This is a genomic window from Streptomyces sp. NPDC047525 (genome assembly GCF_040643025.1).
GTDB classification, from domain to species: domain Bacteria; phylum Actinomycetota; class Actinomycetes; order Streptomycetales; family Streptomycetaceae; genus Streptomyces; species Streptomyces durmitorensis.
Map to the genome: position 1 here is coordinate 471,599 of NZ_JBEYTL010000003.1, position 26,378 is coordinate 497,976.

Annotated in this window: 20 protein-coding genes; 5 read left to right on the top strand and 15 right to left on the bottom strand. The window is 71.9% G+C overall.

Annotation, left to right across the window (positions count from 1 at the left end; all coding sequences use genetic code 11):
• Nucleotides 1-3 precede the first annotated feature (3 nt).
• From ABZ833_RS11040 to pqqA, 6 genes are all read right to left on the bottom strand, one after another.
• Nucleotides 4-1,119, bottom strand: coding sequence for a PQQ-dependent sugar dehydrogenase (locus tag ABZ833_RS11040; RefSeq protein WP_361044148.1), 1,116 nt, complete (start codon nt 1,117-1,119; stop codon nt 4-6).
• Between the two features lie 3 nt (nt 1,120-1,122).
• Entirely contained in the window at nt 1,123-2,151 is a 1,029-nt protein-coding gene (locus ABZ833_RS11045; RefSeq protein WP_361044150.1) for a chitinase, read from the bottom strand.
• Between the two features lie 112 nt (nt 2,152-2,263).
• Nucleotides 2,264-3,439 (bottom strand): pyrroloquinoline quinone biosynthesis protein PqqE, encoded by a 1,176-nt coding sequence (pqqE, locus tag ABZ833_RS11050; RefSeq protein WP_361044153.1) that lies wholly within the window; start codon nt 3,437-3,439, stop codon nt 2,264-2,266.
• Nucleotides 3,436-3,732, bottom strand: a complete 297-nt coding sequence (gene pqqD, locus ABZ833_RS11055) for a pyrroloquinoline quinone biosynthesis peptide chaperone PqqD (protein ID WP_361044156.1) — start codon at nt 3,730-3,732, stop codon at nt 3,436-3,438. The genes pqqE and pqqD overlap by 4 nt, the downstream gene beginning before the upstream one ends.
• Nucleotides 3,732-4,427: a pyrroloquinoline-quinone synthase PqqC gene (gene pqqC / locus ABZ833_RS11060; RefSeq protein WP_361044159.1), complete on the bottom strand. Its 696-nt coding sequence runs from the start codon at nt 4,425-4,427 to the stop codon at nt 3,732-3,734. Before pqqC ends, pqqD begins: the two co-directional genes overlap by 1 nt.
• 129 nt (nt 4,428-4,556) lie before the next feature.
• A complete protein-coding gene (gene pqqA / locus ABZ833_RS11065; protein ID WP_361044163.1) occupies nt 4,557-4,682 on the bottom strand; it encodes a pyrroloquinoline quinone precursor peptide PqqA in 126 nt (41 codons plus the stop codon).
• Nucleotides 4,683-4,954: 272 nt separating this feature from the next.
• On the opposite strand from pqqA, the gene ABZ833_RS11070 reads away from it, so the two are divergent.
• Nucleotides 4,955-5,746 carry an aldo/keto reductase gene (locus tag ABZ833_RS11070; protein WP_361044783.1) on the top strand — a complete coding sequence of 264 codons (792 nt, stop codon included), beginning with the start codon at nt 4,955-4,957 and terminating at the stop codon, nt 5,744-5,746.
• Nucleotides 5,747-5,748: 2 nt separating this feature from the next.
• Here the strand turns inward: ABZ833_RS11070 and ABZ833_RS11075 are convergent, their stop codons facing one another.
• From ABZ833_RS11075 to ABZ833_RS11095, 5 genes are read right to left on the bottom strand one after another with little or no spacing between them, the layout of a single operon-like run.
• Nucleotides 5,749-9,960, bottom strand: coding sequence for an SAV_2336 N-terminal domain-related protein (locus ABZ833_RS11075; RefSeq protein ID WP_361044166.1), 4,212 nt, complete (start codon nt 9,958-9,960; stop codon nt 5,749-5,751).
• A complete protein-coding gene (locus ABZ833_RS11080) occupies nt 9,950-10,999 on the bottom strand; it encodes a MoxR family ATPase (protein ID WP_361044168.1) in 1,050 nt (349 codons plus the stop codon). The genes ABZ833_RS11075 and ABZ833_RS11080 overlap by 11 nt, the downstream gene beginning before the upstream one ends.
• A gap of 1 nt (nt 11,000) precedes the next feature.
• Nucleotides 11,001-12,707, bottom strand: coding sequence for a trypsin-like peptidase domain-containing protein (locus ABZ833_RS11085; RefSeq protein ID WP_361044171.1), 1,707 nt, complete (start codon nt 12,705-12,707; stop codon nt 11,001-11,003).
• Nucleotides 12,708-12,715: 8 nt separating this feature from the next.
• Nucleotides 12,716-13,048, bottom strand: coding sequence for a CU044_2847 family protein (locus ABZ833_RS11090; RefSeq protein WP_361044175.1), 333 nt, complete (start codon nt 13,046-13,048; stop codon nt 12,716-12,718).
• A 40-nt stretch (nt 13,049-13,088) separates the two neighbouring features.
• Nucleotides 13,089-16,784 (bottom strand): WD40 repeat domain-containing protein, encoded by a 3,696-nt coding sequence (locus ABZ833_RS11095; protein WP_361044177.1) that lies wholly within the window; start codon nt 16,782-16,784, stop codon nt 13,089-13,091.
• A gap of 262 nt (nt 16,785-17,046) precedes the next feature.
• On the opposite strand from ABZ833_RS11095, the gene ABZ833_RS11100 reads away from it, so the two are divergent.
• On the top strand, nt 17,047-18,447 hold the full coding sequence (locus tag ABZ833_RS11100) for a glycosyltransferase family 39 protein (protein ID WP_361044179.1): 1,401 nt from the start codon (nt 17,047-17,049) through the stop codon (nt 18,445-18,447).
• On the opposite strand, the gene ABZ833_RS11105 is transcribed toward ABZ833_RS11100, so the two are convergent.
• From ABZ833_RS11105 to ABZ833_RS11115, 3 genes are all read right to left on the bottom strand, one after another.
• Complete coding sequence (locus tag ABZ833_RS11105; protein WP_361044182.1) at nt 18,444-19,337, bottom strand: class I SAM-dependent methyltransferase; 894 nt, start codon at nt 19,335-19,337, stop codon at nt 18,444-18,446. The two genes, ABZ833_RS11100 and ABZ833_RS11105, sit on opposite strands and share 4 nt — an antisense overlap.
• A gap of 204 nt (nt 19,338-19,541) precedes the next feature.
• Complete coding sequence (locus tag ABZ833_RS11110) at nt 19,542-20,285, bottom strand: class I SAM-dependent methyltransferase (protein WP_361044185.1); 744 nt, start codon at nt 20,283-20,285, stop codon at nt 19,542-19,544.
• 6 nt (nt 20,286-20,291) lie between these two features.
• Nucleotides 20,292-20,597 (bottom strand): 4a-hydroxytetrahydrobiopterin dehydratase, encoded by a 306-nt coding sequence (locus ABZ833_RS11115; RefSeq protein ID WP_361044188.1) that lies wholly within the window; start codon nt 20,595-20,597, stop codon nt 20,292-20,294.
• Between the two features lie 166 nt (nt 20,598-20,763).
• Between ABZ833_RS11115 and ABZ833_RS11120 the strand changes: the two genes are divergently transcribed.
• Complete coding sequence (locus ABZ833_RS11120) at nt 20,764-21,585, top strand: helix-turn-helix transcriptional regulator (RefSeq protein WP_361044191.1); 822 nt, start codon at nt 20,764-20,766, stop codon at nt 21,583-21,585.
• Nucleotides 21,586-21,618: 33 nt separating this feature from the next.
• Nucleotides 21,619-22,005 carry a helix-turn-helix domain-containing protein gene (locus tag ABZ833_RS11125; RefSeq protein WP_361044194.1) on the top strand — a complete coding sequence of 129 codons (387 nt, stop codon included), beginning with the start codon at nt 21,619-21,621 and terminating at the stop codon, nt 22,003-22,005.
• On the opposite strand, the gene ABZ833_RS11130 is transcribed toward ABZ833_RS11125, so the two are convergent.
• Nucleotides 22,002-22,451, bottom strand: coding sequence for a hypothetical protein (locus ABZ833_RS11130; protein ID WP_361044196.1), 450 nt, complete (start codon nt 22,449-22,451; stop codon nt 22,002-22,004). The two genes, ABZ833_RS11125 and ABZ833_RS11130, sit on opposite strands and share 4 nt — an antisense overlap.
• A gap of 231 nt (nt 22,452-22,682) precedes the next feature.
• Between ABZ833_RS11130 and ABZ833_RS11135 the strand changes: the two genes are divergently transcribed.
• On the top strand, nt 22,683-26,366 hold the full coding sequence (locus ABZ833_RS11135; RefSeq protein ID WP_361044199.1) for a nitrate reductase subunit alpha: 3,684 nt from the start codon (nt 22,683-22,685) through the stop codon (nt 26,364-26,366).
• Nucleotides 26,367-26,378: the final 12 nt, after the last annotated feature.

Below are 26,378 nucleotides of genomic sequence, written 5' to 3' on the forward strand. Positions count from 1 at the left end.
TCGCTAACCGATCGTCACGCGGAATATCTGGTCCGAACCGTCGGGCTGCCCGCCGTTGTTGTCGGCGTTGGTGGTCGAGAGCCACAGCTGGTCGGCGCCCGGCACGGCCGTGACCGCGCGCAGCCGCCCGTACTCGCCGACGTAGAACGCCTTCGCCGTCCCGACGTCCTCGTTGTCGGCGTTGATCGGTATGCGCCAGAGCCGCTCGCCCTTCAACGCCGCCATGTAGACGGCTCCGTCGACGACGGCGACGCCGCTCGGCGAGGCCTCGGCGACGCCCCAGGTCTTCTTGGGGTTGGTCATGCCGGAGACGTCACAGGTGCCTTCGCAGGTGGGCCAGCCGTAGTTCTCACCGGGTTTGATGAGGTTCAGCTCGTCCTTCGCGCTCTGGCCCAACTCCGCTTCCCACAGCCTTCCTTGGGGATCGAAGGCGATGCCCTGCGGGTTGCGGTGCCCCATGCTGTAGGCGTAGTTACCGAAGGGGTTGCCGGGTGCCGCCCCGCCGTCCTTGGTGAGGCGCAGGATCTTGCCGTTCAGGGAGTTCTCGTCCTGTGCGAGGGCGCCGTCCTGGGCGTCGCCGGTGGTGGCGTAGAGGTAGCCGTCGGGGCCGAAGGCCAGGCGGCCCCCGTTGTGGTACTTGTTCTTCTTGATCCCCTTGAGCAGCACCTCGTAGTCGGTCAGCTCCGTCCCGTCGTACGTCATGCGCGCGATGCGATTGCCCTCGGACGAGGTGTGCATGACGTACACGTGGTGGTTCGTGGCCCAGTCCGGGTCGACGGCCACCCCCATCAGCCCGCCTTCTCCGCCGGTGGTCTGCGACTCGGGCACCGTGCCCATCTGCTTCTTGTCCTTGCCGTCCCCCGAGACCAGCCAGACGCGGAAGTCGTCGCGCTCGGTGACCAGGGCGGCCTTGCCGTCGGGCGTCCAGGACGTGCCCCAGGGGATCGTCCAGCCGGTGGATATCGTCGCGATGTCGGTCGGTTCGCCGACCGCCGCCCTCGGCCGGTCCGCCGCTCCCGGCCGGTCCGGGGCCGCGGACGCGGACGTGACGTACTGGGTGAGCCCGACGACCAGGGCCGCGGCGCCGAGCACGGCCGCCCTCTTCTTGCCGCTGTCCATGTCTCAACCCCCGTACTGCGCGACGATTTTGGTGAAGTCGTACGGAGCCTGCGACACGCCGCTGCACGAGTCCCCGGCACTCCCGCCGGACGAGCAGTCGCGGTCGCGGTTGACGGCCCAGAAGGAGAACCGCGCGATGTGGTGCTGCTGCGCGTAGGCGAGGATCTTCTTGAAGTCGTTCGTCGTGACGGTCTCGCCCGCCACGTCCGTCTTGCCGTTCATCGAGGAGACGCCGATGCGCTTGTACGCGTCGGCGTCGCTGTAGCCGTAGGCGCTCTTGACCGCGCTCTTCAGGCCCTCAAGGGCGCTGACCGATGCGTCGCCCATGGAGCCGCTGTGGCTGCCGAAGTCGAACGGCATGATCACCCAGGCGTCGTTGTCGAGACCGGCCGCGGCGCCGCGCTTGATGAGGTCCTTGCCGGTGGCGTCGGGACCGCTCGGGGTCGTCCCCATGGTGACGTAGGTGACGATCCCCGGGTTCTTCTGCTTCACGATCTTCAAGGCGTCGACGACACGCTGGCGCACGGTCGCGTTGCTGAACTCGGTGTCCTCGATGTCGATGTCGAACGCCTTGAGCTTGTAGGCGTCGATGACCTTCTGGTACGCCCCGGCGAGCGCGGTGGCGCTGGTGCACTTCTCGCCGAGCTTGGCGCCGCTCCAGCCGCCGACGGAGACGACGATGTCTCCGCCGGCGCCGCGTATGGACTTGATGGCGGACTCGTCGGAGCCGCCCTTCAGCGGGCGGCTGCCGTCCCAGGCCGGGTTGCAGCCGCCGTCGGACAGGATGAAGGCGAGCGTGAACCACTTGACGCCGGTCGCGGCCATCACGTCGGTGGGCTTCTGCGGGCTGCCCCAGCCGAGGTACTCGTAGGGGGCGGCGTGGATGGTGCCTGCCGCCTTGGCCGTCACGTCCTTGGCGCTCTGTGCCGGGGGTGCGGCCGAGGACTGTGCGGCCAGGGCGAGGGACGCCGTCGTCGCGAGGACGCCGGCCGCGGCGAGCGCGGTGACCGTTCTGCGGGGGGTGTGAGACATGGGGGGTGTGTTCTCCTTCGTATGGTTTTTGTGTGGTGAGGAGCTGTCAGGAAGGGTTCCTAACGATCTGAGGGTGCGGGAGTGCGGTGATGTCCCGCGGCAAGGGCAGGTCTTACGTCTTCGGGGAGGCCCGGTAGGCGAAGTCGCCCGCCCTGCGTCCTGCGCCGCCTCCCTCGCCGCCTCCTGCGCCGCCTCCCTGCCCGCCTCCCTTGCCGCCTCCCGCGCCGTCGACGAGGGCGCGGACCGCCCCGTGGCCCGGCGAGCGGTGGCAGGCGGGGTCCGTGCGGGCGGCGTCGCCGGTCAGGGCGAACGCCTGGCAGCGGCAGCCGCCGAAGTCCACGGTCCGCAGGTCGCAGCTGCGGCAGGGCTCGCGCATCCAGCCCTCGCCGCGGTAGCGGTTGAAGGCCGCCGACTCCCGCCAGATCCAGTCCAGTCGGCGGTCCTTGACGTTCGGCGCGTCGGATCCGAGCAGTTCACCGGCGGCCGGGCACGGCAGCACCGTGCCGTCCGGGGCGACGGTCAGCGAGATGGCGCCCCAGCCGCCCATGCAGGGCTTCGCGACGCCGTCCACGTAGTCGGGTGCCACCCACACCAGCTCCATGCGCCCCGCGAGCCGCTCCCGCCACCCCTCGACGCGCTCGCGGGCCCGTGCGACCTGGGCGCGGTCCGGCAGCAGTGCGCCCCGGTTGCGCAGCGCCCAGCCGTAGAACTGCGTGTTGGCCAGCTCGATCCGGTCGGCGCCCCACGCGAGCCCCAGCTCCACGATCCCGTCGAGGGCGTCGAGATTGGCGCGGTGCAGCACGGCATTGAGCCCGAGCGGAAGTTCCGCCGCCCGCACGAGCCCGGCCGCTCGCTCCTTGACCTTGAACGCCCTTGCCCCCGCGATGAGTTCGGCCTGCTCCGGATCGGCGTGCTGCACGGACAGCTGGACGCTGCGCAGGCCCGCGCCGACGAGGGCCGCGAGACGCGCTTCGTGCAGGCCGACCCCGCTGGTCACGAGCTGGGTGTGGATCCCGGCGGAGTCGGCGGCCGTGACGATCTCGGCGAGGTCGCGGCGCAGGAGGGGCTCACCACCGGAGAGATGCGTCTGCACGACGCCGATCTCGGCGGCCTGGAGCATGACATCGCTCCACTGCGCGGCGGTCAACTCACCTCCCCGGGGCACGAGTTCGATGGGGTTGGAGCAGTAGGCGCACCGCAGCGGACACCCGTGCGTGAGCTCGGCGAGCAGAGCCCAGGGCGGTTCAACCGCACAAGGGGACTCGACCGCACGAGGGGACTCCGTCACCGAAGCCACCCCTGTGCCCGCAGGTCGGCGAGGAACCGCAGCACGTCATCGGCCACCGGTGCACCGGGATGCCGCCGCCCCAACTCGCCGATAATCACTGTGACTTCACGCTCTCCGTCGCACAGCGCCACGACACTCCCCGCGGATCCGCGCAGCACGACCACGCGCTCGGGCAGCACCAGCAGGTCGACGCCGCGCACCGGGTCGTGCCGCAGGATCACCGAGCGCGCCAACGCGGGCCGCCAGTCGGGACGTACGCCATCGTCTTCCGTCGCGCGTACGGCGTCGGTCATCAGCCGCACACCGGCCCCCGGTCGACCGCGTCGAGCAGCGTCCACAGCACGTCGCACTTGAAGCCGAGCGCCGCGACGGCCCGCTCCTGCTCCTCCCGGGTGCGCGCCCACTCCAGGACGAGTCCGAGCGCTTCCTGCCCGTCGCGGCTGCCCTGCTCCACACGGGTGCGGAAGTACGCGAGGCCCTCCCCGTCGATCCACGGGTAGTGCCGCTCGAACGCGTCGATCCTGGTCCGCATGAGATCCGGCGCCGACAGCTCGGTGAGCGAGGCGGCGACGGCGTCCAGCGCGGGCCGCAGGCGGCAGAAGTTGACGTATCCGTCGACCGCGAGCCGCACACCGGGCAGCACCCGCGAGGCGTCGAGGAGTTCGCCGCGCTCGATCCCGGCGGCCTCGCCGAGGCGCAGCCACCGCTCGATGCCGCCGTCCCCGTCCTTCTCGCCGTCGTGGTCCTGGATCCTGCGCACCCAGCCGCGGCGCAGCGACGGGTCGTCGAACTTGGCGAGGATCAGCGCGTCCTTGACGGGGATGTGGCGCTGATAGTGGAACCGGTTCGCGATCCAGCGGCGCAACTCCTCGCGGGTGAGGGTGCCTTCATGCATGCGTACGTTGAAGGGGTGCCGGTCGTGATAGCGCTCGGACGAGACGACGCGCAGCCGCTCGGTGAATTCGCCGGGTGTCCAGGGAGCCGTCACAGCTCGATCACCATCCGTTCCGCCGCGACTTCGATTCCCCACTCGGGAGGTGGGTGCAGAGGCAGCGTCCCGGCAGCCGCGCGAGCCGCCGCGCGGTGCCGCCGGGGCCGAGTCATGCCGACGGCGGGACTACCGGTCGGCGCTGCGGTACGCGGTCACTTCGAGCGCGGTCTCCACGACCTCGTACTCGGGCGTCTGCCATGCGGTGACGGCTTCCGCCACTTCCGGCGTGGTGGGGTTCTGGTCTTCGTTCATGAGCGTGGGGCTGCCTTCCTGAAGAGTGGGGGTTCAGGAGTCACCGTTCACCGTTCACATGAGTGTCCTGCGTTCAGCGACGTGCAATAGAGTCGCGGCATGACGGAACGCGGTCAATGGTGCGGACCAAAAAACGCCCGGACTTCACCCGGGAGTGGTCAAGGAATGCAGCACCGCATCTGATCGTTGACCATGGGAGTACCACCCGACGACTTAAGGATCGAGAGCTCGTGAGCAAGGTCCCCCCGATCATCCTGAACAATGGCGTCGAGATGCCGCAGCTCGGCTTCGGCGTCTGGCAGGTACCGGACGACGAGGCCGAGTCCGCCGTCGCGACGGCGCTGGAGGCCGGGTACCGCAGCATCGACACCGCTGCCATTTACGGCAACGAAGAGGGCACCGGCAAGGCCATCGCCGCTTCCGGCATCGCCCGCGAGGAGCTCTTCGTCACGACGAAGCTCTGGAACACCGACCAGGGCTACGACTCGACGCTCCGCGCCTTCGACACGTCCCTGGAGAAGCTCGGCCTCGACCATGTGGACCTGTACCTGATCCACTGGCCGCTGCCCTCCAAGGGCCTGGCCGTGGACACGTACAAGGCCTTCGAGAAGATCCAGGCCGACGGCCGCGCGAAGTCCATCGGCGTCTCGAACTTCCTGCCCGAGCACCTGGAGAAGCTGATCTCCGAGACGTCGGTCATCCCCGCCGTCAACCAGATCGAACTCCACCCGCACCTCCAGCAGCGCGCCTCCCGCGAGATCCACGCGGAACAGGGCATCGCCACGGAGGCCTGGTCCCCGCTCGGCCAGGGCAAGGGCCTCCTGGAGGTCCCGGCGATCGTGGCGATCGCCCAGAAGCACGGCCGCACGCCGGCCCAGGTCGTCCTGCGCTGGCACATCCAGCTGGGCAACGTGGTGATCCCCAAGTCCGTGACGCCGTCGCGGATCAAGGAGAACATCGACGTCTTCGGCTTCGAGCTCGACCCCGAGGACATGGCGGCGATCAGCGCACTGAACGAGGACCGGCGACTGGGCCCTGACCCGGCTTCGTTCGACGTGGCCTGAGATCAGTCCGGGGCGTCCCCGTCCGGTTTACGCCGGGTGGGGGCGTCCCTCTCTCGTTCCACGGCGTCGGCGCGCTCGCCGTGGCCGGCCTCGCGCAGGGCTCCGATGAGACTCTCGTAGGACCACCGGGTTTGGGGATGGCCCTCACCCAGGACTCTGATCCGGGCTTCCAGCGTGCGTTCGTGCAGAGACGTCGCCTTCTCCCAGGCCCCGTCCAGCCGGTAGGCGTCGGCGAGATGCTCGGCCACCAGGAGGGTGTCGGGGTGGTCCGGCCCCCGCGACGCGATGCGCTCCGTCAGCGCCCTCTCGTACAGCTGGATCGCCCGGCCTTGCGCCCCCTGTGCCGCACACACCTCCGCGAGGTGTTCGCACAGATGCATCGTGTCCGGGTGAGAGGCCCCGCGGACACGGAGACTGGCGACCAGTGCGTCCTCGTACGCCCGGAGCGCTTCCGTCATCTCGCCCGCGTGCTCGTGCGCGTGGGCCAGGTCGCCTTGCGCCGCGAGAGTACGCGGATGGTCCGCGCCCAGGACCCGGCGGCAGTCGAGCAGCACCTGCACGGCCTCGCGCCTCCCCCGGTCCATGTCCCCCGCCGCGCGGCAAATGGTCGACAGCTTGCTCCGTACGGCGATGGTGTCCGGGTGGTCGTCTCCCAGCACCCGTCGGCACGCGATGAGCGCCCCCTCGCACAGGGCCAGCGCCTCCGCGATCCTGGAAGCGTCCACGGACGCCGCGTACGCCCCGGCGCGCCTCGCCCGCATCCACAGGGAGCGGGGGTGCTCGTACCCCCGGGCCGCAGCCGTGTGTGCCTCGGCGTCGTCATACAGTGCGATGGCCCGCTCCACGTCTCCCGACTCCCGATACAGGTCCGCGAGTTCGGCCCGGAACGGCTGCACATCGGGGTGGCCGTCCCCCAGTGCCTCGACCAGCGCGGCGATGGACTCTTCGTAGAGGGCGACGGCCCGCTTCGAGGCCCCCGTCGCCCGGTATGCCCCTGCGAGCCTCGCTCGGGCCGAGTGGGTCGCCGCAGCCGCAGGACCGAAAACCCTTTGCGAGGTCTCGACGACGTGATGCAGGGCGGCGACGGCCTTGTCCGGCTGCCCCTGGCCGATACAGAAGTCCGCGAGCCCGTCGAGGGCGGGCAGGAGCCCGGCGTCGTCATCCGGCCGGGAGTGCTCCGCGAGAGCCTCGATGTGCGGAAGCAGCTCCCGCCATCGGGGCCAGGTCGCGGGATCCTCCGTGCGGTCAGGGACCGAGCTCGCGAGAAGGCTCACTGCCGTGGCGCGGGATTCTTCGAGATCCTCAGCGGTGCGGTACGGGGCCTGCTCGTCCGGCATCCGCACCACGGCGCTGATGAGCCGGTGCACGGTGATCGAATCGGGGTCGAGCCTGATCAGGCTGAGACTGTTCAAGAGACCCAACGCACGGGCGAGTTGAGGCCCGGGGGTTGCCAGGCCCGGCAGGATCTCCCTGGGCACGGGCTCGGGTGCGTACCAGGACAACGTCGTCATGATCCGCACCGCCAGGGGATCCTCGACGGCGCGCAGGCTCACCTTCCATGCCTCGGCGATGCCGGTCCCCTGGCCGGAACCCGGGACGGGCGCCTCCAGCAACTCCTGCCTCTGCGTCTCGAAGATCCTCAGGTACTCGCCGATGGGCATCCGGGTCTCGGCCAGCCACGCCCCCGCCTGGACCAGTGCGAGGGGGAGCCTGCCGAGCTCCTCACAGAGGCGCTCGGCAGGCCCAGCGGCCCTGCCATCCAGATATCCCGTCAACAGCTCGACCGCTTGCGGGAGTTCCAGCACGTCGAGAGGCAACATCGCGGCCGGAAGCGCATGCCAGCCCACGGCATCCCGGCTGGTGATCAGAAAGCGGCCGCCCGGACCCGCACGCGACACGAGCAACCCCACGACTGCCGGGTCCTTCGCGTCGTCGAGCACGAGCAGCCAGTCCTCATGGGCGCTCAACCACTGCAGGGCCCATTCCTTCTGCCGCTCCCGTTCCAGCAGACCGGCGAGCGACGGCGCCAGGGCAGCCGTGAGATCCGCCAGGCCTTCATCGATGCGGACCTGCGATTCCGCGTTGATCCACCACACCATCGTGAACGCGTCATCTTCGAGTCCCCGTCTCGCCCACTCTCGCGCCAGCGCGGTCTTCCCCACCCCTCCCATGCCGTGCAGGACGGTGATGAAGTTCTCGGGGGACGAGAGGTACCTGCCGAATCGCGCGTCCAGTTGAGCGATTTCGTCCTGCCTGCCGACGAAGGGCTCCCTGCCCGGAAGGTTCGTCAGCCGTCGCGGACACGGCACCGAGGCGGCTGGTCCCAGCAGTGCGGACGACCCGTCGATGAGCTCCTCGCCTTGAGTCGGCACTCTGGGCGGTACCAGTGAGGTCAGCGCCACCTCAGACCCCAGCACCAGCTCGCACATCCCGGCCAGTTCCTGCGTAGGCCGCTTCAGGCCTCTTTCGATCTTGCTGAGGTGGCTCTTGCTGTAGTGGACCATGTCAGCCAGCTCCGCCAGAGAGAGACCGGCCGCGGTGCGGGCTCGGCGCAGTTCCTGTCCGAAGTCGGGCGGCAGTGTGATGTCCACCGTCATGGACGTCTCCACCACCGGGATCGCCGTACTCCGCAACAGCCCCAACGCCTCCTCGCTCACCAGCGCGAAGGGCTGCCCCGCGTCCCCGAGCCTCCGGCTGCCCGCCCCCTCCGCCACCGCCACGAGCGCGCGGAAGGCCCGCGGCGCCGAGCCCGCCCTGACCTCGATCTCCTCGCCGAGCCGCTCCAGCAACTCGGTGACGGCGAGCGACTCCGGGCGCGGCAGGGTCTCGATCAGCGCACCGCGCGCACCCGGCACGAAGTCGTACAGGCCCGCTCCCGCGTCGACCGGCTCCAGCAGACCGCTCAGGAGCACCTCCGCCAGGTCGCTCGGGCGCGACCCCGGTGTGACGCGCTGCTGGATCAGCCGCATCACCGGCAGCGCGGGCACGGACAGCGCGATGTGCGCCGCGAGATCCGCCGCCGTGGGTGAGGCCGCCGACTGGAAGCGCATGATGCGCTCGGCGATGGTCAAGTCCCCTTCACTCGTGCGGGGTTCGGCGTGCGCGGCCGGGTGTGCGCTCACGTAGGTGACGGCCGTGTCCCGGTGGCGGTCGCCCGAGGCCGTCAGGAGCCCGGCCCAGTCGGCGAGCCAGTCCGGCGCCAGCTCGAGGACCGGGACGGGGACCGCGCCGGCGGGGCGTCTGGTGCGGCCGTCGTGCGGGGTGAAGCGCAGCCCCGTGTTCGGGGCGCTCGCGCGGGACGCGATCGCCCTGCCGGGGACGGCGGGGGCCGCCGTGCGTCGCCACAGCCGCTCCGGGAGCGGCTGCAGGATGGCGGTGGGTCCACGCCTCGCCCAACGGTGGACGGCCGGTCCGGCGCGCCCTGCCCACCAGTGCGGACCGGAGCAGTCGCTGAGCACGAGGACCACCTGACGGCCCGTCGGGTCGATCAGCGCCGCCGGGTCGACGGCCGGGCCGTCCGGCGCCGGCTGGATGCCCAGGCGTGTGCCCAGGTCCTTCAGCTGCCACAGGCGTACGTCCCTGAACGCGCCCGTCCGCTGCAGCGCCTCGCGCAGCTCACGCACCAGCGGCCGCCAGACCGTCATCGAGGGACCCGTGTCGACGACAAGCGCGAGGCTCAGGAGGCGGTCGGTGCCGGGCACCATGACGGGCGCCCAGGGGCGCACGTCCGGGCGGCGTGCCGCGCGGGCAGCGGTGGCCTCCTCGTCCAGGGTGGGGTGGCGCCGGTCGGGGACGGATTGTTTGAGCGGGCGCAGGGCGCGCTGGATCGCCAGTTCGTGACGCAGGGCCTGTGGCGCGGGGACGAGCACCTCGTCCGCGTCCGTGCCGCGCTCGGCGAGGCCCCGTGCGAGGTGCAGGGCCGCCCGGTGTTCCCCGTCGACGGCCGCCTCTGCGTCCGCTCCGGGCTCGGCCGGGCCCGGAGCCTGCGCGCGAGCCGCGCCCTCCGCCGCGCCCGTGATGCCGGCGGCGGGCCGTCCCGCCGGGAGGCCGCCGCCTGGGTGGGACCCGGCGGCGACGAGCCCGGCCCCGGTGCCCCCGCCCTCCCCCGCTTCCGGAGGCAGGCGCTCCGCGAGCCACACCATCTCCGCGAGCTGCAGCGGGGTGACCGGCGGCCCCAGCGCCTCCAGCGCGTCCCGCAGCCGGTCAATCGTCATGGTTCTGCGGCACGTCATCGCTGAGGAACGGCATCACCTGGTCCGCCAGTTCAAGGACGCTCTCCGGCTGCTCGCTGAACGAGGCGTGATGGCACATGTAGATCGCGTTCAGGAGTTGGTCGTTGGCGAGCAAGCCGCTGCTGCGACGCTCGAAGAAGCGCTGGATGATCTTCCGCGCGCCGTCGGGGAGTTCGCCGTCCTGGCCGACCACGCCGACCAGGTGTTCCCTGACGATCGCGGTCAGCTCCTCGACGGTCGCGGGCTGCTTCAGGTTGACCGTGACGCACCGGCGCAGGAAGGCGGGCGGGAACTCGCGTTCGCCGTTGCTCGTCATGACGACGAGCGGGAAGGCCCGGCAGGTGACCGTGCCCTCACGGATCTCCACCCGGTCGGTGGTGCTGTCAGCCGTCATCACCTTGGCGGTGGGTGCCGCACGCCGGGCCAGCTCGACGAGTTCGTACGAACCCTTCTCGAAGATGGTCAGGAGGTCGTTGGGCAGGTCGAAGTCGCTCTTGTCGATCTCGTCGACGAGGAGGACCCGGGGCTTTTCGAAGGGCAGCAGCGCGGTGCCGAGGGGGCCGAGGCGGAGGTAGTCGCCGATGTCGTCCGTACTCGGTTTGCCGCCGCCCCGCGCCCGTTCGGCCCCGTACAGGCGGGTCAGGGGGTCGTACTCGTACAGCCCGTCCCGCAAGGTCACCCGGCTGGTGATCGGCCAGTGCAGGACCTTGCCGAGACCCAGTTCGTGGGCGACGGCGTAGGCGAGGGACGACTTCCCGGTGCCGGGGGCGCCGGTGACCAGCAGCGGCCTGCGCAGATAGAGGGCCGCGTTGACCTGACGGATCGCCTCCACGCCGGGGCGATAGCTGGCCGCCGCGTGCGGGTTGCCGGAGTCGCCGGGCGGGGTGCGCAAGGGCGGGCCGCCGGTGAAGGTGCGCCACGGCGGCGGCTCGGGCAGGCGGCCGACGCCGTCGTGCGGTCGCCGAATCCCTTTGTAGATCTGCCAGTTCGGCGATCCGGCCGGGCGGTGGGCTTCGGACATCTCACGCACTCCCCATGGCAAGCGGAGGATCGGGCCTGCGTTCCGGGTCGTCCCAGAACAGCGTCAGCCGATGTCCGCAGTGATCGGCGCCCCCCTTGTTCGGGGAACGTGCTTCCTTGCGCAGCTTCATGACCTCGATCGGCAGCCGGTCGGGATCCAGGGCGCCGACCGCCTCGGCCAGCTGGGCCAGGAATTTCTCGGGCGCGCACGTCGCGTGCCCGCCGCCGCATTCGTGCCGCCGCCACAGCATGATCGGTACGCCGGTGTCGAGTGCCGCGGAGAGCCAGTCCGGCACGGGCGTTGCGGCGTAGGCCAGCGCGCACACCTCGTCGTCCGCGTCGAGCCAGTCGCGGAACTCCTCGTAGCCGTACGGCAGTGCGCACTCGACGGGCTCGGGACGGGTCTCGCCCCGGGCCCGCACGGTCTGCCAGCGATTGCGGGTCAGCCGGGAGACGGTCAGCGGCTTGAGCCGGTCCATGTGCCTGACCACCACGGGCACGGTGCGCATGGGGCGGGGGCGCGGGGCGCCGGGCTCGCGGATGTCCCACTCCTCGAAGGGCTCGCTCATGAGCCCTTCCGGCACCACGAACTCCAGCATCCAGTCGAAGTCGTGCACCCTGGAGACCTGTTCGGCGAGACAGCCCTCGACCTTGGCCCGCACCTGGTCGCGGCGGACCCGGACGGGGCCTGCACGGGCGACCTGCACGCCGTCGATCACCGTGCTCACGCTCATCTCGAGGCTCGCACCGCGCGTGAGCGGTTCGAGCCTGACCATGACCGAGCCCACCGGCGTGGGGGCGGCGGGCGGCGCGTGTGCCGCCCGCGCCGCGTACTGCGGCAGCCTGCGCCGCATCCAGGCGTCGATGTGGTGCCGGGCCGCGCCCGGTACGTGCGTCATGAGCTCGGTCAGGAGCCGGAGCAGCCGGTCCTCGCCCGCCATGTCCTCGCCGACGTAACGCACCGCCGACCACAGCGACGTGAAGGCCGGAAGGGGGCGCCGGAAGGTGGGGAAGGCCCGCTGGACGATCAGCTCCGGTCCCACGCCCGGCCTGACCCCCTCAAGGAGCGCGCGCAGTTCGCGGCGCGGTTCGTCCGGCAGCCAGTCCAGCGGCAGCAGGTCGTCGAGGCCTTCCCAGTGGCGGCGGATCGTGTCGAGCGGAAGCATCCGCCCGAGGTATCCCTCATGGTCGCCGTCGAGCACGGCGTCGGTGACCATGCCGACGACCATCCCGGTCGCAGGGTCGTACACCGCGGAGCCGCTGAACCCCTCGTCCAGGCGGGCCAGATGAGCCTGCTCGACGTCGATCTCCAGCCACTCCTGGCGCAGCAGCCGGTCCGCGCTGGTGCGCAGCGTGACATGGATGCCGTCCTCCTCGTGCCCGCGCGGGAATCCCAGGGCGCGCAGTTCGTGTGCGGCCTTCCCCATGCGCGGCAGCAGCGTGTCGAACGGCGCGAAGGCGCACGCGGGGACGGGCAGCGGCTCCCGGAGCTCGACGACCGCCACATCACCGAGGTCACCCACCCGCTTCCAGTCGCCGGACCATGCCACGGTCGCGGGCAGTGCGCCGGTGACACCGGGCAGGGTGACCGAGACCTCGGCCAGACCGTGGACCACGTGGGCACAAGTGATCAGCCGGGTGCTGTCGACCAGTACGCCCGCTCCCCGCGGGGATCCTTCGGCGGTGCCGATGCGGGCACGCCAGTGCATGCCCACGACTATCCGTTCTGTGCGTCCCCGCGGGACCAGGTCAGTTTGACGGTCAGGTGTCCCTCGGCCGCGGTCTTGGCGATGACGGCGCCCGCGACGGCACTGAGCTTGACGCCGAACTCCAGCTCGATCTGGTCGGGGTCGAGGGCAGTGGTGCGGAAGGTGTGCAGGGCGGACATCGCCGCGCCGCGCACATTGTCCAGCGCCGACTCCAACCGGCCCTGGACATCGATGACTTCCCCGCTGTCCCCGCGCGCCACCGACCTGAAGCCGGGGTCCTTGGAATCCACCTCGACGACGACTGGCCCCTCGTTGGACTCCCAGCGCATCAGTTCGTTCACGGGGTGACTCGCTCCTTCGGTCGATGCGTCAAACGTATCGTCAACACGTCTTGCGATACTTGGTAGTCGGCAGATACGTACGCCACTGTGACCTGGTGAGACCGCCTTGGGCACGGGTGCACACGGCGTGTGCCGCGCGGCCCGCCGCCAGCGGCATCGACCGGGCAGGTGTGTGCGCCGTCGCCACCCGGAGTTCGTTCCCCGCGAAGCCGAGCGCCAGGGCGGGCCCGTCGGTGCCGGGGTACTCGGCGCCCGTGAGGCGCGGGGTGCCCGTCTCCCAGACGCGTACCGTGCCGTCCTCCCCGGCCGCCGCGAGGTATCGGCCGTCCTCGGAGAAGGAGAGGGCCGGGGTCTCCTCGGCCCGGTCGTACGAGCCCGGGGAGAGCACACCGAGTGCGCGGCTGCCGCGGGCGTTCCAGAGGGTGAGTCTGCCGTTGTCGTCGGACACGGCGAGATAGCGGCCGTCGGGGCTGTAGACGGCGGAGTTCAGCTGGTCCTCGCCGCTCACCGCCCGCGCGGACCGCCCGGTCGCGAGGTCGGTCAGCACGCCGTCCCAGCCGAGGACGGAGCGCCCGTCGGGGGACAGCGTTCCCGAGAGGCCGCCGGTCGGCCGGCCGAGCACCTTGCTCGGCGCCTGCTTCGTGACCTTCCAGACCTCGATCTCCCGGTCGTCGTTGTCCCGCATGCCGGACGGCGTGCCTCCGGTGAGCACGTCCGCGCCGTCCGGCGGGATCACCAGGCTCTCGACCGACGAAGGCACCGTCGTGCGGGCCGACTCCGCGCCCCGCTCGGTCTCCCACTGCCGCACCGTCGTGCCACGCTCCCCCACGAACCCGTACGCCAGCGTCCGGCCGTCCGCCGAGAACGCCCACGGCGGCGCCCCGCAGTCCCCGCACGCCGGGCCGGGCAGCGCAGCGGCCACCGCACCGTCGTGTGCGTCGCGCAGCCTGAACTCCGCCCTGTCCAAGCGCTGTTCGACGGTCGCGAGCGTGCGCCCGTCCGGGCTGAAGCGCGCCGCCGTCATCGGCCGCTTCAGCCGGGGCGCCGACAGGGCCCCGCGGATGTCGAGGGTGCGTACGACTTCGCCGTTGGCCCGGTAGCGGATCACTCCGTCCGCCGTGTCCAGCCGCACGTCGGTGGCTCCACGGTCCTGCACCCCGTACTGGAGCAGCGGTGTGCCCGGCGCCTGGGTCCGGCGCAGTGTGATCTTCCCGTCGGCGAGGACCGCGACGGTGGCGCCGTCCTCGCCGAAGTCCACGCTCGCCTCGGAGCCGACCTCGATCCTCGGGCGTTCCCGTCCGGTGCGCGGCTCCCAGGTGCGGACGCCGTCAGCCGTGGAGAAGGCGAGCGCCTGGCTGTCCGGGGTGAAGGTCGTCTCCGGGGCTCCGCAGACCTGCTCGTCCACCTCGCTCGGCCACGTCCTGCGCAGTTCCCGTCCCTTCGCGACGTCCCGGACGGAGAGCCGGGTGCCCTTCTCGGAGCAGGTCGCCAGCAGCCGGTCGTCGGGGCTGAGCGCAGGTGCCGGGCTCTCCGTCGACCTGCCGTGGATCTCGTCGAGCAGCTTGTGCCCGCGCACGTCCCACACCTGGACCGTGGCACCGTCACGGACTCCCTTGCGGATGACGAAGGTCCGGCCGCTCGGCCCGAACCAGCCGTCCGTGTCCTGCCGTTCCCCCGTCCCGAAGCGCGGGCCCGCCGCCCGGTTCCTGTTCAGGTCCCACACCAGTACGCCGCCCTTGCCGTGCTGCGCGATCAGGCGTCCGTCGGCGCTGATGTCCATGCTGTTCTCGTGGACCCCGGGCCTGTCGTCCGTTCCGGCGCGGCGATGGCTCCGCATGTCCCACCGCACCACGCGGTCACGGCCGGTCGCCGTCAGCGTGCGGCCGTCCGCGCTCAGATGGCGTGGCGTGTTCGGCGCCGTCCCGACGTCCCGGCCGGAGAAGGAGTCCTGCTCCTGCCACGCGCCCGCGGTCCGCACCGCTTCCCTCGTCTCCGGCAGATCCGCCACCCGCCAGGCCGCCAGACTCAGCCGCATGGCGGTCACCGGATCCGAGAGCCGCAGGGTCTGCGCGACGCCGACGATCCGCCGGGCCTCCGCCTGCGCCCGCTGCCGCTCCCCGTCGCGGTTCTGCTGCCAGGCGGCCACCCCCGCGACCACCGCGAGGCACAGGAGCACGGCGAGGCCCGACAGCAGGGTGCGCGTGCGGCGCGCGGTGCGGGCTTTCGCGCGTACGCCGTCGTCGTACGCCTCGACACTCGCCCGGAGGAACTCGGCTTCAAGCGGCGTCAGTTCGCCTGCCGCGGCATCGTCGGCGAATGCCTCCCGCGCCGCGGTGAGCCGCGTCCCGCGGTACAGCGCACCCTGGTCTCGTCCCAACTCCCGCCAGGCCAAGGCCGCTTCGGTGAGCGTCCGGTGCAGCCGCAGGCGCTCCCGGTCCGCGTCGACCCACCCGCGCAGCCGCGGCCACGCGCTGATCAGGGCCTCGTGCGCCAGGTCGACCGTCGTGCCGTCGACGGTGAGCAGCCGTGCGGCGACCAGGCGTTCCAGTACGTCGTCGCAGCCGGGCGGCAGTTCGGCGCGGTCGACGGGGCGGCGGGTGTCCTGCGTGCCGTCGCCCGGTGCGACCATCCGCAGGAGCAGTCGGCGCCCCGTCGCGGCCTCCTCCTCCGTCAGGTGTCCGAAGACATCCTCCGCGGTGTGCGCGATGGCGCCCCGGACGCCGCCGATCGCCTCGTACGCCGCCTCTGTCAGCGTCTTGCCGCTGCGTCGCCGCCACACTTCGCGCAACGCGTGCGCCATGAGCGGAAGACCGCCCGGCTCGTCCGACACGTCGGCCACCATCCGGGCGGTCAACGTCCTTTCCACGATGAGCCCTTCGGCCGCCGCGGGCCTGACGATGGCCTCGCGCAGCCGGCTCGGCGGCATGGGGCCGACGAGGAGGTTGGCGTCGCCGAGCGCGTCGGCCAGCGGGCCGTGTTCGGCGCAGCGGCCGTAGAAGTCGGCCCGCACGGCGACGATCACGCGCAGGCGGCTGTCGGGGGCGCGTGCCGCCAGCAACCGGCCCAGGAATTGCGCCCGTTCGGCCGGATCGTGGCAGAGCGAGAAGACCTCCTCGAACTGGTCGACGACGAGGAGCGTGTCGCCGTCGCCGTCGGCGGGCGCCAGCAGGCCCCGGTGCGTGCGGGCCGGGCGGTCGCCCGGCGTGAGGATGCGGATCGCGGCGGGACGCCACGCTTCTTCGGTGGACTCCCGTGACGCCGGGTGCCGCAGCGCCGGGACGAGCCCGGCGCGCAGCAGCGACGACTTGCCGCTGCCGGATGCGCCGATCACCGCCACCACGCGCCGCCGCGAGACGAGCCGCACCAGTTCGTCCGCGAGATCGCCGCGGCCGTGGAAGCGGGCGTGGTCGTCCGTGCCGAATCGGGCGAGCCCCGGATACGGCGAATCGCCCTCGTCCGTGCCGCGTTCGGCGTCCTCGGCGACCGTCTCGTACCAGCGCCGCTCCCACTGGTCCTGGTCCCCGCCGCACACGGACACATAGGCGAGCAGCACGGGCAGCGTCGGCAGCCGCTGCCCCGCGGCGGCCGCGGAAAGGGTGGGTGCCGAGTACGCGACATGCTGTGCCATCGCCCGGTAGGTGGGGCTGCCCGCGTCCACGCGGAGCTTGCGGAGTTCGTGCGCAAGGCGCTGGACGGGTCCCGCCGTCGGCTCGAGCGGCTTCTCCCGTCGCCCCATGCCTGCCCGCCCCTCCCAGCCCCCTCTGGTCAAGATCCCTGGCCACGTTAGCAATTGATAGGCATGGCGGGACAGGGCTGCCCATCAATCGCCGGGCGGCTGAACTCGGCCTTCCGGGTCCCCAGGGACCGTTCCGGACCGACGTCCAGCCAGCCACGGGGAGCCCGTCATCGCCACCCTCCAGACCACCCCACCCACCGCAGAGGAAGCGACCGCCCGGCGGCACGGGCACGGACCCGCGCACCGCCGGTGGCCGGCGTCCGTGCTGCCGCCCGTGCTCCTGTCCCTCGCGCTCGGCCTCTGGGGCGTACGGCGCGGCGGCGACATGTGGCGGGACGAGGCGGTGACGTACGACGTCTCGCACCGCGGGCTCGCCGACCTGTGGCACACGCTGGGGAACGCGGACGCCGTGCACGGCCTCTACTACCTGTTCCTGCACGGGCTCTATTCGCTGTTCGGGGACTCCGAACTGCTGCTCGTCCTGCGGCTGCCATCGGTCCTCGCGATGAGCGCCGCCGCGGCCGGAGTGGCCCTCATCGGACGGCGCCTCGCGGGTCCGCGCGCGGGTCTTTTCTCCGGGGTGGTGTTCGCGCTGCTCCCGTCCGTCCAGCGCTATGCGCAGGAGGGCCGTTCGTACGCGCTGGTGTGCGCCGCCGTCGTCTGGGCGACGTATCTGCTGGTGCGGGCGTCCGAGGAGCGCCGCCCGCGGCTGTGGGCCGCGTACGGAGCGCTGATGCTCGTGGCCTGCCTGTTGCACGAGTTCGCGGTGTTCGCCCTGCTCGCGCACGCCGTCGCGGTGCCGCGGGCGGCACGCCGTCCGTGGGCCTGCGCCGCGGCCGCCGCCGTCGCCGGGCTCGCGCCGCTCGCCGCGCTGAGCCACGCGCAGTCCGCGCAGGTGAGCTGGATCGGTGTCGGTGGCGGCGCGTACGCGGGTGCCGCGCGGGTGTGTCTGCTCGGGGTCGCCTGCACCGCGCTGCTGCGGTTCAAGGGGCGTACGGGGGTGCCGTCAGCGACCGCCCTGCCGAGGGTCGCGCTGTCGCTGCTCGTCGTGCCGACGGCGGCCCTGATGCTGCTCTCGCTGGTCAAGCCGCTCTACGTGGAGCGCTACGTCCTGTACTGCGCGGCCGGTCTGGCACTCCTGCTGGGCGCGGCGCTCGACCGCGTGGCGCGGGGCGGGCGGCTGCGGATCGCCGTTGTCGTGGTGGCCACCGCGACGGCCCTGGCGGCGCTGATCCCCGCTGCCGCACGGCTGCGGTCACCGCAGAGCCGCTCCGACGACGTCACGGCCGTCGCACGGGAGATGCGGGACCTCGGCGCGGCGGGCGACGGCGTGCTCTACCTGCCGGGGTGGCGCAGGCTCACGTCGCTGCTGCCCGGCCCGCAGGCCGCCGAAGGCCTCGACGACCTGGCGCTCGGCCGCAGGCCTGCCGCCTCCCACACCCTGTACGGCACGGAAGTGCGGGCTTCCGTCCTGCGGGCCCGCATCCTCGGGCACACCCGCATCGTCGCCGTCGGCGATCCGACGGGGGCCCCGGCCGACCCGGCGGGTGCGGCGGCCGTGAAGCGGACGGTTCTGCGCGAGCGCTTCGTCGCGTGCGAGAGCCGGCGCGTCCACGGAGCACACCTCACCCTGTACGCCCGCCCCGGCCACTGCCCCGCCTAGGCCTTGACCCCCACGTGCACCGTCTGCACCGACAGCAGGAACACGTCGGACCGGTGGTGCAGGCTCTGCTCGTCGTTCGCGTCCAGGAGCCGGTCGACGGTGGTCAGGTCGTCGGCGTCGAGGGTGTCCGCGTGCATCTCGCGACGGCGGGAGAGCTCCGTGACGAGGTGGGCGCGGGCCGAGTCGGACAGGGGCGCCGGCAGGTCGAGGAGGAACGAGCGGGTGCCCGCGTGGCGCAGGCCCGCCGCGGCGACGAGTCCGGGCCAGTCCTCCGTGACCGACTTCGCGCCCGGCAGCTCCGCACGCATCTGCGTGAACCACTTCTCGTCCGCCAGGTCGAAGCGGGTCTGGAGGCCAGGCCGGCCGAAGCCGATGTCGCGGGGCAGGCTGCGGGGGTTCAGGCCGCCCTCCAGGAGCGCGATCGCACCGCCCGGCGCCAGGCGGTCGGCGAGGGCGGCGAGCGCGGCCTCCTGGTCGCCCACGTGGTGCAGGGCCCTGCCGATCCAGAGGAGGTCGGCGTGCGGCAACTCACCGATTCCCTCGGGGAGTTCCGCGTGCAGCGTGGTGACCCTGTCCGTCAGTCCCTCCCGGGTGGCCCGTGCCCGCGCGCGCTCCAGGAGCGGCTCCGCCGGGTCCACCGCGATCACCTCGGCCTTGGGGAAGATCTCGGCGAGGAGGAAGGAGATGCTGCCGGAGCCGCCGCCCACGTCGGCGATCAGGGCCGGCTCCGGCTGCCATGTACGCAGCCACGCGGCGATCTCGCGGTTCTGCGGGGCGGCGAGCTCCGCATGGCGCTCCAGCATCGGGCCCATGGTGGCCCAGTCGATGTCGTCGTGGTGATGGCCGTGCTGGTGGCCGTGGGTGTGACCGTGCTCGTGGTCGTGAGCCATCGTCTCTGCCGCCGCCTTCGGTGCGCTGGTGGGTGGGCCGCCGAGCGGGCCCTCGGACCGGTTCCCAGCTTGCGCCGCCGCCCTTGCCTTGGCCAGCCGACTTGCGGTTTCGGCAAATCAAGGATTCGGGCTGAGATGCCTGGCTTGCGGCTCGACCGCCGTGGACGCCAACTCCGCCCAGCGTTCCGGGGGTTCGCGCACGGTTCACCCGGCGGGCGGCCTCCGGAACGACTTCAGCGTGAACCGCGGGTCGGGGCGCGGCACTTCCTGGTCGGGCAGGGCCGCGAGCCCTGCCGCGAGCCGTGCGGCCTGCGGTCCGTCGGGCGGGATCTGCGTGAACCATCCCCGGTGGATGTCGTCGACCGTGGAGCGGGGCGTGCGGCCCTGGCCGTGGCCGCGGAACCGGGCCCCGCCTGCCGGTGTCAGACCCTGCGCGGCCGCGTACGCCTCGACCGCCTGGGCGCGGTCGACCGCCTGGCGGACCGGGCGCGGGGCGAGCACGGCGTCGATGTCGCTGCCCACGTCGTGCGCGGCGGCCTTGTCGACGGTCGTGACGAACACGCCGCCGGGCCGCAGCACCCGGGCGCACTCGGCGGCGACCGCCGCCGCCTCGTCGGGGCCGGAGAGCAGATGCAGCAGCCACACCGCGCACACCGCGTCGAACGAGGCGCCGGGGAAGGGAAGCCGGCGGCTGTCGCCCAGGACGATGGCGCCCGGCAGCCGTCCCGACGCCATGCGCGCCATGTTGTACGCCGCGTCGACCCCGGTCACCCGCAGGCCCGCCCCGGCGAGGCGCCGGGTGACGAGGCCCGTACCGCAGGCCACGTCCAGGAGGGTTCCGGTGTCCGGCGGCAGCAGGTCGAGGACCGCGGCGGCAGCGGCATCGGCGCGCGGCTCGCCGCCGCGCGACGCGTCATAGCGGTCGGCTTCCTTGCCGTAGTCCAGCATCGGCCCTCAGACCGCCCCGTGCCCGACCGCCAACTCCTCTACCCTGCCCGCGAGTTCGAAGTCGAGGGCGGTGAGAGCGCCGCCCGCGCTGTGCGTGTTCACGGACAGCGAGACGGTGTTGTAGCCGAGCTTCAGGTCGGAGTGGTGGCCGAGCTCTTCCTGGATCTGCGCGATGTGGACGACCATCGCGGTCGCCGCGAAGTGCGAGGCGAGCTGGAAGGAGCGGGTGATCCTGTCGCCTTCGAGCGACCACCCGGGCAGCTCCGCGAGGCGCTCCTCGACGTCCTTCTGTGACAGCGGTTCGACTGACATGGCCGCGCCCCTTTCCGTCCGCATGACGTGCGCATGGCCTACGCGTGTACGTATATCTCTCAGCCTGCCACATCGCCTCCCGCGAGGCCCTGATCAGGCCACCCGCCGGGGAAGCCCGTGCCGCGGGCCCCGGCGGACCGCGAACGCCTTCGATTACTGTCTGGGTATGACAACTGCCGCGTCCACCAAGGAAAGCACCGGCGTCGGCCCGCTCCTGCGCGGCTGGCGCGAGCGGCGCAAGGTGAGCCAGCTCGACCTGGCCCTGCGCGCGGACTCCTCGGCACGCCACATCAGCTTCATCGAGACCGGCAGGTCACGCCCGAGCGAGGAGATCGTCCTTCGCCTCGCCGAGCACCTGGACGTACCCGTGCGGGAGCGCAACTCACTGCTCCTGGCGGCCGGTTACGCGCCCCGCTTCCGCGAGACCCCGCTGGACGACCCCTCGATGGGCGCCCTGCGCGAGGGCCTGGAGCAGCTCCTGCGCGGCTACGAGCCCTATCCCGCCCTGGTCGTCGACGCGACGTACGACGTGGTCGCCGCGAACCGCGGCATCGCGATGATCCTCGACGGCGTCCCCGAGCACCTTCTGCGGCCGCCCCTGAACGCCATGCGGCTCACGCTCCACCCGGAGGGGCTCGCCCCCAAGATCCGCAATCTGCGGGAGTGGCGGGGGCACCTGCTGCACCAGATGGAGCGGCAGATCGCGCTGCAGCGCTCCGACGCGCTGCGCGCGGTCTACGAGGAGGTGGCGGCGTACCCGGTGGCGGATCCCGGGGTCGACGTCTTCGAGGACGACGGACCGCGAAACGGCATGCCGTATCTCGCGCTGCCGCTGCGCATCGAGCACGACGGGCACCTGCTCTCCTTCGTCTCGTCGATCTCGACGTTCAACACCCCCATGGATGTGACGGTCGCCGAGCTGGCCATCGAGACGCTGCTCCCGGCCGACCCGGCGACGGTCAAGTACCTCCAGTCCTCGGTGTCCTGACCGCCTCTCGTGAAATCTCGTGAAAGGGAACCCATGGGGACCAAGCAGTTCGGCGGCCATCCCGACGAAGCGGACCTGACGCGCGCCGACTCCCTGGCCCGCGAGATCTTCTCGGGCGTGGCCAACAAGTGGGCGCTCCTGATCATCAACGCCCTGGCCGACCGGACGCTGCGCTTCACCGAGGTGCGGACCGCGGTGGACGGCATCAGCCACAAGATGCTCACCCAGACCCTGCGCGGCCTCGAGCGCGACGGCGTCGTGCACCGCACGGTGTACGCCACCGTGCCGCCGCGCGTCGAGTACCGCCTGACCGAGGCGGGCGAGGGGCTGCTCGCCACGGTCGACGGCATGTGCGCCTGGACGCACCGGTATCTCGCCGAGATCGAGGCCGCCCGCAGCCGCTTCGACGCGCGGTCCTAGCCCCGCGCGAGGCCCTCGGTCCGAAGGGCCCGCAGCGCGACGTACTGCACCGCGGCGAAGCCGCCGACGGTCACGGCCTGGAGCGGGATCCACACCGCGCCCGCCGTGCTGGGCGAGAGCCAGGCGACCAGGGCGACGACGCTGAGCACGGCCCAGACCGCGTTCGCCTCGATCACCCCCCGGACGGGCAGCGTGGGCGGGCTCTTGCGCGAGGCGAGGAAGCCGACGCCCGCTCCGTAGAGCACGAGGAAGACGCCGAGGCCGAGCAGGAGCCCCGCGTCGACGCCGAGGAAGCGCCCGAGGGGGCCTGATGCGGCGGCGTACGCGATGCCGTTCCCGGTGGTCACGACCGCGTCGATGGCAAGGAAGCGGCGCAGCATCGTCCCGGGGTCGCTCGTGCGGGCCAGCACGGTGAGCGGGTACACGGAGTACGTGGGCATGGACATGCGGAACCAGCCTCCAAGCAGCGAAAGGGAGAGGGAGGCCGGATCCGGGCCGGAGTGCGCCGGACCGGATCCGGTGGGACCACCCTGCCGGGCCCCCGCGCGGGGGTCGATTACCTCAGGGGTAAGCGCCGACGCCACGAGCGTGCCCGCAACCCGTACGGCGGTCGCCGCCGTGTGCCCCCGGCGCCCCGCACCTAGGTTCGTCGAAAGGCAGACTTAGGGAGCTCAAGGGTGACAGAGACGACCGAGCCCGGCGCCGCGCTGCTGCGTGCGGGCAAGTTCTTCCGCCGCGGCACCGCCGCCCCCGACCTGCACAGCATCGGGCTCGTCGGCGGCCGGGACGCGGACGCCTTCTACCGGGACCGGTGGAGCCACGACAAGGTCGTGAACTCGACGCACGGCGTGAACTGCACGGGCTCCTGCCGCTGGAAGGTGTACGTCAAGGACGGCATCATCACCTGGGAGACCCAGCAGACCGACTATCCCTCTGTCGGCCCCGACCGCCCCGAGTACGAGCCGCGCGGCTGCCCGCGCGGTGCCGCGTTCTCCTGGTACACGTACTCGCCGACCCGCGTGCGCTATCCGTACCTGCGCGGCGTTCTCCTGGAGATGTACCGCGAGGCGAAGTCACGCCTGAAGGACCCGGTCCTGGCCTGGGCCGACATCCAGGGCGACCCGGAGCGGCGCAGGACGTACCAACAGGCTCGCGGCAAGGGCGGGTTGGTGCGGGCGACCTGGGACGAGGCCGTCGAGATCATCGCGGCGGCGCACGTCCACACGATCAAGACGCACGGCCCCGACCGGGTCGCGGGCTTCTCCCCCATCCCCGCGATGTCGATGGTGTCGCACGCGGCGGGCGCCCGCTTCATGTCGCTGATCGGCGCGCCGATGCTCTCCTTCTACGACTGGTACGCGGACCTGCCGGTCGCGTCGCCGCAGGTCTTCGGCGACCAGACCGACGTACCGGAGTCGGGTGACTGGTGGGACGCCGCGTACCTGATGATGTGGGGCTCGAACGTCCCGGTGACGCGTACGCCGGACGCGCACTGGATGGCGGAGGCGCGCTACCGCGGCCAGAAGGTCGTGGTCGTCGCGCCCGACTACGCCGACAACGCCAAGTTCGCCGACGAGTGGCTGCACCCGCACCCCGGCACGGACGGGGCCCTCGCCATCGCGATGGGCCACGTCGTCCTCAAGGAGTTCTTCGTCGACCGGCAGACGGACTTCTTCACCGACTACGTCCGCAAGTTCACCGACCTGCCCTTCCTGGTGACGCTGACCGAGCGCGACGGCGCGTTCGTCCCGTCGAAGTTCCTGCGCGCCACCGACCTGGGCCAGAGCGGCGAGGGCGGCGACTGGAAGACGGCCGTCCTGGACGAGAACACCGGGCAGCCCGCCGTCCCGAACGGCTCGCTCGGCTTCCGCTGGACCGACTCCGGCAAGGGCAAGTGGAATCTGGAGCTCGGCAACATCAAGCCGCAGCTCACCCTGCACGACTCCGACATCTCCACGGGCGTCGAGGTGCTGCTCCCCCGCTTCGACACCGAGGGCGGCACGCACGGCCAGGGCCGCGGCGAGATCGTGCGCCGAGGGGTGCCCGCCACGCGGCTCGGCGGGCAGGACGGGCCGCTCGTCACGACGGTCTTCGACCTGCTGCTCGCGCAGTACGGCGTCGGGCGCGAGGGGCTTCCGGGTGAGTGGCCCGCTTCGTACGAGGACGCCGACGCGCCCGGCACCCCCGCCTGGCAGGAGGCGCACACCTCGGTCCCGGCCGCGAAGGCCGTGAAGATCGCGCGGGAGTTCGCGCAGACCGCCGAGAAGTCGCGCGGCCGCTGCATGATCCTCATGGGGGCGGGGACCAACCACTGGTTCCACTCCGAGACGATCTACCGCGCCTTCCTCGCGCTGCTCCAGCTGACCGGCTGCCAGGGCCGCAACGGCGGCGGCTGGGCGCACTACGTCGGGCAGGAGAAGTGCCGTCCGGCGACCGGCTGGGCGACGCTGGCCAGCGCCAACGACTGGAGCAGGCCACCGCGGCAGATGATCGGCGCCGCGTACTGGTTCCTCAACACCGACCAGTGGCGCTACGACAAGTTCGCGGCGGACGTGCTCGCATCGCCGCTGGGCGAGGGCAGGTTCGCGGGGATGACGGGCGCGGACTGCCTCGCGCTCTCGGCGCGCACCGGCTGGATGCCCTCGTACCCGACCTTCGACCGCAACTCCCTTGATCTGGGCGACACTTCGAGTGATCCCGTCGCCAATGTCGTCGACGAACTCAAGGCGGGCACTCTCAACTTCGCCTGCGAGGACCCGGACGCCCCGGAGAACTGGCCGCGCGTCCTGACCCTGTGGCGCGCCAATCTGCTCGGTTCGTCGGCCAAGGGCGCGGAGTACTTCACCAAGCATCTGCTGGGCACGCACTCGTCGCTGCGGGCGGAGGAGGCCTCTCCCGACGAGCGGCCCTCGACGGTGAAGTGGCGGGATGAGGCCCCCGAGGGGAAGCTCGACCTGCTCGTCTCGCTGGACTTCCGGCAGACGTCGTCGACGCTCCTCTCGGACGTGGTGCTTCCCGCGGCGACCTGGTACGAGAAGCACGACCTGTCCTCGACGGACATGCACCCCTACGTCCACTCCTTCACCCCGGCCGTCGACCCGCCCTGGCAGGCCCGCACCGACTTCGACGCGTTCAAGGCGATCGCCGACCGGCTCAGCGAGCTGTCCGTGGACCATCTCGGCACACGCAAGGACGTCGTCGCCACGGCCCTCCAGCACGACACCCCCGGCGAGACGGCGCAGCCCGGCGGTGTCGTCCTGGACTGGCGCAAGGGCGAGTGCGAGGCGATCCCGGGCAGGACGATGCCGGGCCTGACGGTCGTCGAGCGGGACTACACGGCGATCGGCGCGAAGTTCGCGGCGCTCGGCCCGCTGGCGGAGAAGCTCGGGCTGCCCGCGAAGGGCATCGCGCTGCGGCCCGACCAGGAGGTCGACGAGCTGCGCGAGCGCAACGGCGTCGTGCGCGGCGGTCCCGCCGACGGGCGCCCCGCCCTGGACACGGCGGTCAAGGCGGCGAACACCATCCTCGCCCTGTCCGGCACGACCAACGGCCGCCTCGCCACGCAGGGCTTCCACACCCTGGAGGCGCGCACGGGCCAGGAGATGGCGCACCTGGCGGCCGAGCACGAGGGCAAGCGCATCACGTACGCCGACACGCAGGCGGCCCCCGTCCCCGTGATCACCTCGCCCGAGTGGTCGGGCAGCGAGTCGGGCGGGCGCCGCTACACGGCGTTCACGCTCAACACCGAGCACCTCAAGCCCTGGCACACGCTCACCGGGCGGCAGCACTTCTTCCTCGACCACGACTGGATCCACGAGCTGGGCGAGGCGATGCCGGTCTACCGGCCGCCGCTGGACATGAACCGTCTCTTCGGGGAGCCACGGCTCGGCCCGGACGGCGAGAAGGAGGTGACGGTCCGCTATCTCACCCCGCACAACAAGTGGTCCATCCACTCCGAGTACCAGGACAACCTCTTCATGCTGTCCCTCTCGCGGGGCGGCCAGTGCATCTGGATGGCACCGCAGGACGCGGACGCGATCGGCGTGAAGGACAACGACTGGATCGAGGCGGTCAACCGCAACGGCGTCGTGGTCGCGCGCGCGGTCGTCTCGCACCGGATGCCGGCCGGCACGGTCTACATGCACCACGCGCAGGAGCGCACGGTGAACGTCCCCAAGGCGGAGACCACCGGCAAGCGCGGCGGCATCCACAACTCCCTGACCCGTCTGATCCTCAAGCCGTCCCATCTCATCGGCGGCTACGCCCAGCTGTCGTGGGCCTTCAACTACCTGGGCCCGACGGGCAACCAGCGCGACGAGGTGACGGTCATCCGCCGCCGCAGCCAGGAGGTTCAGTACTGATGCCCCGTGACG

Coding starts and splice junctions, on each gene's coding strand:
- ABZ833_RS11085 (WP_361044171.1), bottom strand. CDS start 12,707: ATGCACTGGCGTGCCCGCATCGGCACCGCCGAAGGATCCCCGCGGGGA.
- ABZ833_RS11120 (WP_361044191.1), top strand. CDS start 20,764: ATGACAACTGCCGCGTCCACCAAGGAAAGCACCGGCGTCGGCCCGCTC.
- ABZ833_RS11080 (WP_361044168.1), bottom strand. CDS start 10,999: ATGTCCGAAGCCCACCGCCCGGCCGGATCGCCGAACTGGCAGATCTAC.
- ABZ833_RS11095 (WP_361044177.1), bottom strand. CDS start 16,784: ATGGGGCGACGGGAGAAGCCGCTCGAGCCGACGGCGGGACCCGTCCAG.
- ABZ833_RS11130 (WP_361044196.1), bottom strand. CDS start 22,451: ATGTCCATGCCCACGTACTCCGTGTACCCGCTCACCGTGCTGGCCCGC.
- pqqA (WP_361044163.1), bottom strand. CDS start 4,682: ATGAACGAAGACCAGAACCCCACCACGCCGGAAGTGGCGGAAGCCGTC.
- ABZ833_RS11075 (WP_361044166.1), bottom strand. CDS start 9,960: ATGACGATTGACCGGCTGCGGGACGCGCTGGAGGCGCTGGGGCCGCCG.
- ABZ833_RS11125 (WP_361044194.1), top strand. CDS start 21,619: ATGGGGACCAAGCAGTTCGGCGGCCATCCCGACGAAGCGGACCTGACG.
- ABZ833_RS11070 (WP_361044783.1), top strand. CDS start 4,955: ATGCCGCAGCTCGGCTTCGGCGTCTGGCAGGTACCGGACGACGAGGCC.
- ABZ833_RS11115 (WP_361044188.1), bottom strand. CDS start 20,597: ATGTCAGTCGAACCGCTGTCACAGAAGGACGTCGAGGAGCGCCTCGCG.
- ABZ833_RS11110 (WP_361044185.1), bottom strand. CDS start 20,285: ATGCTGGACTACGGCAAGGAAGCCGACCGCTATGACGCGTCGCGCGGC.
- ABZ833_RS11105 (WP_361044182.1), bottom strand. CDS start 19,337: ATGGCTCACGACCACGAGCACGGTCACACCCACGGCCACCAGCACGGC.
- ABZ833_RS11045 (WP_361044150.1), bottom strand. CDS start 2,151: ATGTCTCACACCCCCCGCAGAACGGTCACCGCGCTCGCCGCGGCCGGC.
- pqqD (WP_361044156.1), bottom strand. CDS start 3,732: ATGACCGACGCCGTACGCGCGACGGAAGACGATGGCGTACGTCCCGAC.
- ABZ833_RS11040 (WP_361044148.1), bottom strand. CDS start 1,119: ATGGACAGCGGCAAGAAGAGGGCGGCCGTGCTCGGCGCCGCGGCCCTG.